The sequence below is a fragment of the Saccharibacillus brassicae genome (assembly GCF_006542275.1).
Lineage (GTDB): Bacteria > Bacillota > Bacilli > Paenibacillales > Paenibacillaceae > Saccharibacillus > Saccharibacillus brassicae.
This window is the reverse complement of record NZ_CP041217.1, coordinates 5,292,177-5,303,480: the sequence shown is the minus strand read 5'-3', so window position 1 is coordinate 5,303,480 and position 11,304 is coordinate 5,292,177. Positions and strand designations below refer to the sequence as shown.

Genomic DNA, 11,304 nt, shown 5'->3' with positions numbered 1-11,304 from the left:
TGTATAATAGAAGAAACAGCGGTAAACAGACTTTGATTCAGAGAACGGAGCGAATTGCACATGACGACCATACGTATTCCCGACGACGAAGCGTGCGAGAGCTATGCCGAGTATTTGGAAGCTTTCCTCATCTGGATGCAGGACGCGGGCTATACCGACTATACGCAAAAAAACTACCTCAGCGACGTCCGGCATTTTCTGATTGCGTTGAAGGAACGGGAGCTGGACACGGTAAAAAAAATCCATGTCATGTCGTTCCTGTCCAACGCGCGGCGCGAAGGAGCGGGAGACGCGACGCGCAACCGGAAACATGCCGCGGTGCAGTGCTTTTTCAAAGCGCTGATCGAGCTGGAGCTGCTCGATCAGAACCCGGCGTTCGGCATCAAAAAAGCGAAAACGGAAACGAACCGGGCTCCCGTCTATATGGACGAGCGGCAGATCGCGGAATTTCTCGAAGCGGTCGAAGGCAAATACCGCGGGCGCAATCTGGCGATTTTCCTGCTCATGGCTTATATGGGACTGCGGGTCGGCGAAGTGCATGCGCTGAACGTGTCCCATTACAACGCCGAGCGGCGGACGCTCCAGGTGTTCGGCAAAGGGCGCAAATGGCGGACGCTGCCCGTGCCCGAAGCGGTCGGCGGAATGCTGGAAGAAGCGATCGCGCAGCGCCTCTCGCCGTGGACGGAACGCGAGGAAGCCCTTTTTGTCTCGCAAAAAGGGCGCCGGATGTCGATCCGCGCGATCCAGCAGCTGGCCGCCGACACATTCGACCGTTTCCAGCAGGATCTGGAGCCGAACCAGCGTATCCCGTATTCCAGCCACAAGCTGCGCCATTCGTTCGCGACCATGCTGCTGCGCCGCGGCGCGGATCTGCGCACGGTGCAGGAGATGCTCGGCCATGCCTCGATCCAGACGACGACCGTGTATACGCACGTGACAAATCGCGAGAAGGAAGAAGCGATGAGCCGGCTCGATGTTAAGCTGCCGCCGAATCCGGGTAAAGGTTCGTAACAAGTACGAACTATAAGAGGAGGCTATTATTATGGGATTCAATCTTGGAGGACTCGGAGACATGCTGGGCAAACTGCAGGGAAGCGGAGGCCAGGGCGCGGGCGGTCTGGGCGGATTGTCGGAGATGCTGAACAAACTTCCGCTCGGCGAGCTGCTGCAGAAGCTTCCGCTCGACCAACTGCTGAACTCCGAATTTTTGCAGCAGCATACGCCGTTCAAATCCGCGGCCGAAATGCTGCAAAAATTCGGGATCGGCGGCACGAACGCCAACGATCTGCAAAACGTGCCTCCGCAGGAACTGGACGAAAAGGTCAATGCCAATACGAAGTTCGGCTCGATGCAGGAACTGCTGCAAAAAGGGCTGGAATTTATGCAGCAGCGCCAGGGCAAGTAACACGGGCGGCAGGTATTCGGAGCGCGTACGCCTGAAGAACGGGCGGCCGTACCTTCCGAACAGTCCGACCTTATGCAGCATAACGCGGTTGCGCCGAACATGGCGGGCCGCGTTTTTTTTGACGAAAAAAAAGGTGGGCCGCCTGGCCCGGAGTAAGCGTGATATTCGGCGAAAACAGCGCATTTTCCCGGCCGATTCCGATTGTTCATTTGCTCCGGGCATGCTATCGTAGGCAGACGGGCCGTTCGCCGCCGGATCGGGCAGCATCTTCCGGCAGGCGCGGCAGCCAATCCAGGCTGGCCGATTCCGCACAGGCGGGTCGGCAGCAAAAGGGGTCTAAACAGAAATGCGTTTCGATATCGAGTATTTATCTTTCTTCGTCATCCAGGTGGAAGGCCGCGAAGGCCAGGGAGCGCGAGGGTACAAACATTATCAGACCCTGGACGACTACGATTACGAAGACAGTCCGGTCAAAAAGTTTTTGGATAGCGAATTTTCCCGCATCGCCAAACGAAAAGTGGAGAAAAATCCGCTGACCGAGCAGGCGCCGACCAAAATCGGCACGTTTATTGTGGAGCCGGGCTACGAACTGGACAGCAATCCGAACTTCAACATGCTCAACCGGATGCGAACCGCGGACGGCAAAGAAGATTTCAAAAACGCCTGCGACGATCTGGTGCGCAATTATCTGGATACCGGTTCGGTACGGGGCGGCGCGCTGGTCCTCACCCGGGCCAAAATGACGACGCATTCCGACGATCCGTTCATTTTTGTCATGAAATGCGATTTCGAGAACAAGATCGCGCGTATCTCGGACGAGCAGAACCTGATCGACGAAGTCGAAATGGCGATCAGCACCAAAAGCATCAAGTCGATCATGTATCCGCATATGCCGGAAGCGGGCATGACCGAAGAATGGGAGCTGAAGATCCACCAGCCTTCGCATGCCCGCTACTTCGAAGACTTCCTGAAATTTGTCGTCTACGAGCAGTCCATGCCGGAGATCGTGAACGAACGCGTCATGGAATTCGTGCAGACTTACGTCGAAGAGAAATGGCCCGACGAGACGAGCGAAGAACGCCAGCGCGAGGAGCACGACCTGGAATTGTGGACCGCAAGCGACAAGCGGGACATTCAGGGCAAATGGGAACCGGAGCAGGTCATGGAGACGGTGGAACGGATTACCGAGTTCCAGCCGGACATCGAAGTGCGCTTCAAGCTTGGCAATACGCAGATCAAAGGCCTGCTGGCCGATTTCGGCTACGGCGTGCATATCACGCGCCTGAACGGCCGTTACGCGGTCATTCTGGAAGGGGAATCGTTTACGTTCGACAAAGGCCATTCGCCGATCGAACTGCTTCAGCCCGACGATTTCGAGGCGGTGGCCAAGCGTCTGCTCGAACGCAGGGACGAGCCCGGCGACGGTCTGCCTTACTAACATCCGGAGGAGGAGACGCCTTTGAGCACGCGCGGCAGCCGCGACCCGCTATCGGGAGTTCGCACCGAAATGTCGGGCGGAGGCGTACGCTTTTTGTCCGAACGGGAAAAATCGCATTACGCGGCGATTGCGCTCGAAGCGATCGCGCGCGTCCGGCCGGATATCGAGCCGGACGAACTGATGCCGGTCCGGGCGCTGGAGCTCGACAACGACGAGATGCTGCTGGAGTATGCCCGGCAGCGGGGCGGCATTCCTTTTTACCGCGGACCGCGCCTGTTTCTGCGGATCGCGGTCTCCGGCGAGTTCCGCGACCTGCAGACGGATTGGGCGCCCTGCCGGTTCGACGACCCGGACGCGGCCGCCGGTCCGCCGCCGGAGCCGATCGGGCCGCCCGAAGAAGCTTCGTGCCTGCGCGGCGCCTATTCGCTGGATGCTTCGGGTGTCCGGCCGTTCTATCTGTTCCCGCCGCGCGCCTACGACCGGACCGGGCAGCGGATCGGGCAGAGCGAACGGCTCGGCCCGTGGGAATGGATCGACCTGCGGGGATCGGCCCCGCCGAAGCGCAGTCCCGCGGCGCCGATCCGGCCGCCGCAGGCGTCGATTCCGCCCGCGGATTCGCGGCGGCCGGAACAGCCGCTGCCGCTTGAGCGCGACGAGATGCGGCGCGTGCGCGCGGCCGTGCTCGATTATTTGCTGCGCGGCGCCCGGCCGCGGGCGTACCGCTGGGCTTTTCTCGCGGGGCGGGAACGCTCGTCGTTCCGTCCGCTGGCCGGCGGATTCGTGCATGTCCGCCTGTATCGGCTCGTGAACGGGCTGCCCGTGCTCGGCGCCTGCCTCGACCTGTACGTCGAGCGACGGACCGGACGGTTATCCGCCGCTTCGGACGAACTGCATTTTCGCCGCGTCCGCAGCGAACGGTTCGCCGAAGTGTTCGCCAAGCCGCGGCTGTCCCCGGCCGAAGCGTGGAACAAGCTGCGGGGGCAGATTCGGGTTCTGCCGTATTACGCGCTCGGCGACGGCGGCACGGGCACCGGCACCGGCGACATCAAGCAGGCTTCGCTGATGTGGGTCGAAGAGAGCGAATTCGTGTGCGAAGCCGTGTCCGGCGAACTGCTGCGGGCCGAACCGGTTCGCTTGTAACGTCGAAAAACCCGATTCTCCATAAGGAGAATCGGGTTTTTCGGTCATGGATAGCGGACCTCGGCGTCCCGGCGGACGGGATTAAGAAGAGCCGGGCTTTTGATCGGTAGCAGACGTGCCGGCCCCTTTCCGAAAACGGTTTACAGATTGACCTTGGCAATTTCCGATTTGAGCTTGTTCGCCGAAGCGTTGAGCAGTTCCAGTTCCTTGTCGTTCATCGGGATTTCCAGATGCTCGCGCACGCCGGAAGCGTCGACGACGCACGGGAGGCCGAGGTAGACGTCGGAGATGCCGTGGTAGTTGTCCAGCAGCGTCGAGACGTTCAGCACGGAGCTTTCGTTTTGCAAAATCGCCGTCACGATCCGGTCAAGCGCCAGCGCGATCGCGTAGTACGTCGAGCCTTTGGCGTTGATGATCTCGTAGGCGGCATTCTTCGTGTTGTCGAAGATCTGGTCCTGATCACCGGTCGACAAGTTGAGATCCGCGCCGGCGACGTTCGCCATGCTCCAGACCGGAAGTTCCGAATCGCCGTGCTCGCCGATAATATGGGCGTGAATGCTGCGCGGGTCCAGGTTCTTCTGCTTGCCGATCAGGTAGCGGAAGCGCGCGCTGTCGAGCAGCGTGCCCGAACCGATGACGCGGTGAGCCGGCCAGCCGCTTTTCTTGTACGAGACGTACGAGAGAATATCGACCGGATTCGTCGCGACGAGAATGATGCCGTTATCGTTGTATTTGACGATATTGCCGATGATCTGGTCGAAGATGCCCGCGTTGCGGTTGAGCAGATCGATCCGGTTCTCGCCCGGACGCTGCGCCGCGCCGGCCGCGATGATGACGACGGCCGCGTCTTTGCAGTCGGAATAGTCGCCGGCCCAGACTTTGACGCCGCCGACGAACGGCAGCCCGTGATTCATGTCGAGCGCCTGCCCCAGGGCAAGCTCCTTGTTAACGTCGATCAGAACCAGCTCGGTCATCCGCTGCCTAAGCAGAAGCGTGTAGGCTGTCGTGGCTCCCACGTCGCCCGTGCCAATCACGACGACACGGCGGGAACGCGTGGATGAAGTTGTCATGTCCAATTCACTCCAATTCTTTAATTTAGTGAGATGAGAGGAAGCATAAAGAGATCCTCTTAACTTTTAACCAGTCTACACGGTAAAAAGCCACCTGTCACGAAATTGGCCCAAAACTCTTTTCGCGAACATTGTCGATTTTTGCTATAATTCAAAAGGGTTTGCCCAAATATCCGAAACGTTTTCGGTTGGAAAAGAGGTTGAATGATTATGCGCGGGTTCGCAATCCTGCTCGGATTCAGCCTGACCGGCGTCCTGCTGCACGAAGGACTGCATCTGCCGCTGCCGGGCAATGTCATCGGGCTGCTGCTGTTTTTGGCCGCGTTATTCGGCAGAGTCGTCAAGCTGGAATGGGTGGAACAATCGGCGCGCCTGCTGACGAGCCATCTGCTGCTGTTTTTTATCCCTTACGTGATCGGCGCCGCGGCGCTGTTTCCTTTGCTCGGCGCAAGCGCGTTCTCGATCGTGGTCGGCGTCGTCGGCAGCACGTTCGCCGTCCTGTGGGTAACGGGCATCGTCGCCCGCAAAGCGTCGCCCCAAGAAGAGGAGGCGGACCATGAATCATTTTCTGCATGATCCTCTCTTCGGCCTGACATTGACGATCGGCGCCTACGCGATTGCCCGGGGCGTGCATGCCCGGCTGCCGTGGCTGCACCCGATTCTGGGCAGCAGCGCGATCATCCTGGCCGTGCTGGCGCTGCTGCGGTTCCCGATCGCCGACTTCCAGGGCGAAGTCGATCTGTTGACCGCGCTGCTCGGTCCGGCCACGGTCGCGCTGGGCGTGCCGATCTACAAGCACCGGGCGCTGATCCGGCAGCGGATGGCCGCGGTGCTGCTGTCCGTGTTGGCGGGATCGGTGACCGGGATCGTCAGCGCCGGCCTGCTCGTGTACATCACGCATGGCTCGCGCGAGGTGCTGCTGAGCATTTTGCCGAAATCGGTCAGTTCGCCGATCGGCATTGAAATCTCGCGTGCGCTCGGGGGCACGCCGGAGCTGTCGGTCATGTTCAGCGTCGTGACGGGCGTGCTGGGCGGCGTGCTCGGTCCGGCTTTCCTGCGCCGGGCCGGGCTGCGCGATCCTGTCTATTTCGGGCTGGCGATGGGCAGCGCCGCGCACGGTTTCGGAACGGCGCGAAGCTTGCAGGAGTCGGAGACGGCGGGCAGCTTCGGCGCGCTGGCGATGGGGCTGTCCGGCATCGTCACTTCGCTGCTGTTCGTGCCGATCTATATCTGGCTCGGGCAGGGCTGAGCGCCGCGGAGACGCTCGGTATCTTTTATGCTATAATGACGAAGGAATTGCGCGGTTACAGGATTTACGGGCGCTTCAAGCGCCTTTACTTCGGAATCAAAGGGGGCGGCCGCGATGCGTATCGGAAGAAGGGTGCTGCTGCCCCTGCTTGCCATGCTGATCGTGCTGGCCGGATGCAGCGAAGACACCTCCAAGGAGGACGCGGTATCCCAACCGGCGGTACAGGATCAACCGACCGACGATGGCGGCGGAGGTCAGGAAATCACGCTTGTCGAACCCGAAGAGGGCGGCAGCGCGAACGAATATGAACAATACGTCGTCCAGACGCGCCTCACCGAGATGCATCTGTTCAACGGCAAGACGGGCATGGCCTGGGGCTTGACCCGCAGCGCCCTGCGCGTCTATCTGACCGGCAACAACGGCAAGAACTGGGTGCCGCTGTCGCCGTCGGAACAGATCGCGTTCTCGACGGTGCCCGAATACGGCAAGGAAGTGTTTTTCACCGACACGGCGCACGGCTGGATCGTACGCAGCTCGGGACTGTCCGAAGAGACGCTGGTGCTGCGTACGGCGGATCGCGGAGAGAACTGGGCGCTGTCCACGCTCGGGCGAACGGACGAGCTGCCGGCCGCGTTTTCTTTTACCGATAACGAAAAAGGCTGGCTGATGACGACCAAGACGTCCGACGCCGCAGGAAGAGAAGACAAGACGCTGTACCGCACGCTGGACGGGGGAGAGAGCTGGACGCCGGTCATGCGCACGGCGAGCGGCTCGCAGCCGGGCGGATCGTCCAATCCGCTGCCGGAAATCGGCTATCTGTCGGGCATGCGCTTCGAGTCCGACGGCAGCGGCTACGCGACCCTGCTCGAACTCGGGAAGCCTTCGGTCTACCGGACGACGGACGGGGGGCGCAACTGGGTCAAATCGTCTTCCTTCTTCGCCGGCGAGAAGACGATCGGCGAATGCGATGCCTACCTGAACGGCAAGCCGCAGGCTTACAAGAACGGTTCGGGTTCGTGGGTACCGATCGGCTGCAAGCAGCGCGACACGGTGCAGTACAGCGGAGCCTTCACCCAGAACGGAGGCACGGGCTGGAAGCCTGTTCCGTTCGACGTGCCGGCGCAGGAAGCGCTCAATTTCCAGATCGCGCCGATCTTTCTCGACCGGATGAACGGATGGATGGTGCGCGGACCGCTCGTGTACCGCACGACAAACGGCGGCAAGAACTGGAAGGCGCTGCCGCAGAGCAAGAAGCTTCGGGAGAACATGGACAAGTACCCGGAGATTTTCCAGGTGGAGTTCGTGACGGACAAGGTAGGCTGGATCCTGATCGGCAAAACCAAACTTCGCCGTTCGCTGCTTATGCAGACGCTGGACGGTGGCGTGACGTGGAACGTGATCTGACCGGCACCCGGCAGGAACATCGACAAGACGCTCTCGAACAAGAGGGCGTTTTTCATTTTCTTTTATTTATGTGAAATAAATCACATACGTACGTCGGAAAATGTGTTATTTTTTAAATATAAAGAATGTACACAAACAAAAACCAACGAGGAGTGATCCACATGACCACCGCAACCCAACAAATGACCCGCAACTATTTGACGCTCTGCTACAACTGCCAGGACGCCCACCTCTGCGATACCGAAGAACAATGCCTGGCCTGCTGGACGGAACAAGGTCTGCTGAACGAACAAGAAACGGAACCGGCCGAGACCCACGCGCTGCTGAACCTGTACTACGCTTAACTTCGAACGCTCCAACACCTGCAAAACGCAGCGAAGCGCGGTGTATTAAGTGAATGTATTCACAATTAAAAAGAGTACGGTCTTCCGGATCAAAAGTCTTTCGCCCCTATCCCGCGGAGGACTTTTTGCCGTGTGCGGACGGAAGCTCCCTGCCTTGCGGCGTTTGCGCCGGCCGGCCGTTTGGTTAATAATACGGTGAAAAGAAAAGGAGCTGACAGCGACATGGACTTTGAATCGATGACGGTGATCGTAACCGGCGCCGCCCAAGGAATCGGACGCGCCGTTGCCAAGAGTTACGCGGAAAAAGGAGCACGGGTCGTGCTTGCCGATACGCAGGAACCCGAAGGAGCGGCCGCAGCCGCCGAGATCCGTAGCGAAGGCGGAGAAGCGATCTTCGTGCCGTGCGACGTCTCGCAGGAAGCGGACATTACGCATCTGATGCGCGAGACGATCGAAGCGTTCGGGCAGATCGATATTCTGATCAACAACGCCGGATTCGGCATCTGGAAATCGCCGTACGAACTGACGGTCAAAGAATGGGACGACGTGCTGAATACGAACGTACGCGGAACGTTTCTCGCGACGCGGGAAGCGGCGCTGCATATGCGCAAGCACGGCAAAGGGTCCGTCGTCAATCTGTGCTCGACACGTGCCCATATGTCCGAACCGAACTTCGAAGCGTATGCCGCTTCCAAAGGCGCGATTCTGGCGCTCACGCATTCGCTCGCGATTTCGCTCGGCGACGACGGCATCCGGGTCAACTGCGTGAGTCCCGGCTGGATCGAGACCAAAGAATATGATCAACTGCGCGAAGAAGACCACAAGCAGCACCCGGCCGGCCGCGTAGGCACGCCGGATGACGTAGCCCGCGCCTGCCTGTATCTGACGCATCCGAACAACACATTCCTGACAGGAACCGAACTGGTGCTGGACGGCGGCATGACACGAAAAATGATTTACGCGGAATAGAAGACGATTATTGTCGAAAAGAAGCGGACAGCGTATCATGCGCTGTCCGCTTTTTTGACATCAAGCAAGCTTTGGTCGATTTTTTGTCATGCAAGATGTAAAAATAAGGTTTGAAGGGTCCATATCCGGGTAATAGGAAGAATACGGAGCATCTGACTACACTCTAATCGCAATTTTGCCTTCTCCCAAGTTGCATGTACGGACGGTCGGACGTGAACGCGGCTTTATCTACTTCGCGGACATCCGCGCAAAACACGAGGAGGAATTGAGATGGAATACTTATATTCGCCGGTGACCTACCGGATTAGCAGCGGCATGACAGGCAGAAGCGGAGCGGGATTCCGGAACCCCGTGGCGAGATCGGGCGCACCGATGATTGACGCCTCCATTCCGCAGACCAATTACGATCAACCGAATGTGATGGCCACGCTGCAGAACAATCTGGGCCGCACAGGCACTTTCTACATCGTACCGGGCACAAATGCCGGAGCGGGAGTGACTTCGACTTCGATTCAAGGGCGGCTCGAAGCGGCAGGCAGCGACCACATCGTCCTGAGCGCGGACTTCGGCCAACGCATGGTCGTCACGCTCAGCAGCATCGATTATGTCGTCTTCAGCGACACGACGGGCTATTTCTATTCCGGCAACGAAGCTTTCTTTGCAGGCCAATAATCCGACAGAGGACGAAGCATTCGTCCTTGTTCCGGAGAAATCGGGGTTTCCTTCCATGAATGCCAACAGGTAAAAGACCTTTTCTGACGCATAGGCGTACGGAAAAGGTCTTTTTGACGTTTCGATTTTAGAAGTTTCGACTTTTAGAAGTTCCAACGTTTTTCGAGAGTTCGACTTGGAGGTTAGAGATCGATGACGTAAGTCGTCACCGAGCCGGGAATCGCTTCGGCGACAAATCCGTCCCCGTCTCCGTGGAGAGGGTCCAGCTGCGCCAGATTCTCGTCCGCCGTCGTCCGGTAGGCGCGGACGACGATCGGCGAAGCGGAAGCCGCGAAGTCCCGGCCTTCGATCCGGTACCGGTAATGCACCGATTCCGTGTCGCTGTCGTTCAGCGTGACAAGGACCAGGCGCCGCCGGGAAGGATCGAACGCCGCGACCGAACCGGCGCCGCCGCTGCGCAGGATCACGCTGCCCGGACGAATAAACCGGCTGTAATTGCCGAGCGCGTAATACTGCTTGTACAGGGCGTAATCTTCCGATTCGTTGTGCTCGAACGGAGCAAAGATCAGACCCCACGTGCTGACGTCGCTCTCGACGGCCTGCCAGTAGACCCACGCTTCGGCCCGCATGTCGTTCAAGTCGCGCGCGATGCCGCGCGCAAGCGGCATTACGCCGTCCATCGACTGCGGATCGACGGTCGGATGCTGCCCGTTCTCGTAGCCGACTTCCGACATCCACAGCCTTTTGCCGTCGGCGGACACCGCGTCCCTGAGCGGAAGGGGATCGTGTTCGGGATCGGGGTACGTGTGCGTATTGACCTGCGCCACATACTCTTTGACCTCAGGCGCGAAATCCTGCCACGTCTCCAGCGCCATCCGCACGAGCGATTCGTCGGAAGCGCTGATCGCCGTCTCCGTCAAGCCTTTCGCCGCAAGCGCGGCATGTACGGCCCGGATGACCGTCTGCTGCTGCTCCGGACCGATATGGGCGCCTTCCTGCCGGGCGATCCGATACTTCCACCAATCGGCGACCGGTTCGTTAAAAGGCGCCAGCGTGCGGAAAACAACGCCCCATTCGTCGCGGAAATGCTTGACCGTCTCCGTCAGATAATCGGCGAATTCCGTTTCGCTTCCGACGCGCAAATTGCCGGTTCCGTCGAGGCCGCCCGTCGTGCACCCGTCCGCGCCGTCTTCGGCATGCGGATCGTAGGAACAGGTCATCCACCAGGGCGGGCTGTTGGAAAAAGCTTCGAAAATCGGCTGCTCCGCGATCTCCCGGATCTGCTGCGCTACGGAGCGCTGGCGGGCGTCGCGCGACCAGTCCCACGACCGGTCTTCGTTTTGATACGACAAAATCGCTTTGCCGTAATGCAGGTACGGATCGTGCTCGTCCTTCGTGCCGCCGATGTTGTAGCGCGCGATGTTGAGGCCCAGCCCTTTTTCCGCGTCGTACAGCTTCTCCACGATTTCCGTGCGGCGCTCTGTACTCCAGCCGCCGACGACGTTGGCCCACCAGGCGAGGGACGTCCCCCAACCTTCGAAAGTCTGCTGCTCCGCGGACAGGTCGACCGTGATCGGAATGATTTCCTTTTCCACCCGAATCCCTCCTTCAAG

The 11,304-nt window shown here is 59.5% G+C and carries 12 protein-coding genes; 10 read left to right on the top strand and 2 right to left on the bottom strand.

The genetic code is table 11. The annotated features are described in order from the left end of the window. Positions 1-60: 60 nt before the first annotated feature. The 4 genes from FFV09_RS22140 to FFV09_RS22125 all read left to right on the top strand — a co-directional run bounded on the left by FFV09_RS22140 (position 61) and on the right by FFV09_RS22125 (position 3,983). Positions 61-1,011 carry a tyrosine-type recombinase/integrase gene (locus tag FFV09_RS22140; RefSeq protein ID WP_141449865.1) on the top strand — a complete coding sequence of 317 codons (951 nt, stop codon included), beginning with the start codon at positions 61-63 and terminating at the stop codon, positions 1,009-1,011. 31 nt (positions 1,012-1,042) lie between these two features. Continuing rightward, positions 1,043-1,405, top strand: a complete 363-nt coding sequence (locus tag FFV09_RS22135; RefSeq protein WP_141449864.1) for a hypothetical protein — start codon at positions 1,043-1,045, stop codon at positions 1,403-1,405. A gap of 346 nt (positions 1,406-1,751) precedes the next feature. Beyond that, positions 1,752-2,843 carry a DUF3900 domain-containing protein gene (locus tag FFV09_RS22130; RefSeq protein WP_141449863.1) on the top strand — a complete coding sequence of 364 codons (1,092 nt, stop codon included), beginning with the start codon at positions 1,752-1,754 and terminating at the stop codon, positions 2,841-2,843. A gap of 21 nt (positions 2,844-2,864) precedes the next feature. Beyond that, positions 2,865-3,983, top strand: a complete 1,119-nt coding sequence (locus FFV09_RS22125; protein WP_141449862.1) for a hypothetical protein — start codon at positions 2,865-2,867, stop codon at positions 3,981-3,983. 140 nt (positions 3,984-4,123) lie between these two features. Here FFV09_RS22125 and FFV09_RS22120 read toward each other — a convergent pair whose 3' ends face one another. Then, positions 4,124-5,053: an L-lactate dehydrogenase gene (locus FFV09_RS22120; protein ID WP_141449861.1), complete on the bottom strand. Its 930-nt coding sequence runs from the start codon at positions 5,051-5,053 to the stop codon at positions 4,124-4,126. 210 nt (positions 5,054-5,263) lie between these two features. Here FFV09_RS22120 and FFV09_RS22115 point away from each other — a divergent pair, with 210 nt between their 5' ends. The 6 genes from FFV09_RS22115 to FFV09_RS22090 all read left to right on the top strand — a co-directional run bounded on the left by FFV09_RS22115 (position 5,264) and on the right by FFV09_RS22090 (position 9,691). Further along, positions 5,264-5,629, top strand: a complete 366-nt coding sequence (locus FFV09_RS22115) for a CidA/LrgA family protein (RefSeq protein WP_170315114.1) — start codon at positions 5,264-5,266, stop codon at positions 5,627-5,629. Next, on the top strand, positions 5,610-6,302 hold the full coding sequence (locus FFV09_RS22110; RefSeq protein WP_141449859.1) for an LrgB family protein: 693 nt from the start codon (positions 5,610-5,612) through the stop codon (positions 6,300-6,302). Before FFV09_RS22115 ends, FFV09_RS22110 begins: the two co-directional genes overlap by 20 nt. A 114-nt stretch (positions 6,303-6,416) precedes the next feature. Continuing rightward, the gene (locus FFV09_RS22105) at positions 6,417-7,706 is read left to right on the top strand and encodes a beta propeller repeat protein (protein ID WP_141449858.1); all 1,290 of its coding nucleotides are present in this window, start codon (positions 6,417-6,419) and stop codon (positions 7,704-7,706) included. Between the two features lie 161 nt (positions 7,707-7,867). After that, on the top strand, positions 7,868-8,050 hold the full coding sequence (locus tag FFV09_RS22100) for a hypothetical protein (protein WP_141449857.1): 183 nt from the start codon (positions 7,868-7,870) through the stop codon (positions 8,048-8,050). Positions 8,051-8,272: 222 nt separating this feature from the next. After that, positions 8,273-9,019, top strand: coding sequence for an SDR family NAD(P)-dependent oxidoreductase (locus tag FFV09_RS22095; RefSeq protein ID WP_141449856.1), 747 nt, complete (start codon positions 8,273-8,275; stop codon positions 9,017-9,019). Between the two features lie 270 nt (positions 9,020-9,289). Then, positions 9,290-9,691 carry a spore coat protein GerQ gene (locus FFV09_RS22090; protein ID WP_141449855.1) on the top strand — a complete coding sequence of 134 codons (402 nt, stop codon included), beginning with the start codon at positions 9,290-9,292 and terminating at the stop codon, positions 9,689-9,691. A 182-nt stretch (positions 9,692-9,873) separates the two neighbouring features. On the opposite strand, the gene FFV09_RS22085 is transcribed toward FFV09_RS22090, so the two are convergent. Next, positions 9,874-11,286 carry a glycoside hydrolase gene (locus FFV09_RS22085; RefSeq protein ID WP_170315113.1) on the bottom strand — a complete coding sequence of 471 codons (1,413 nt, stop codon included), beginning with the start codon at positions 11,284-11,286 and terminating at the stop codon, positions 9,874-9,876. Between the last annotated feature and the right edge of the window lie 18 nt (positions 11,287-11,304).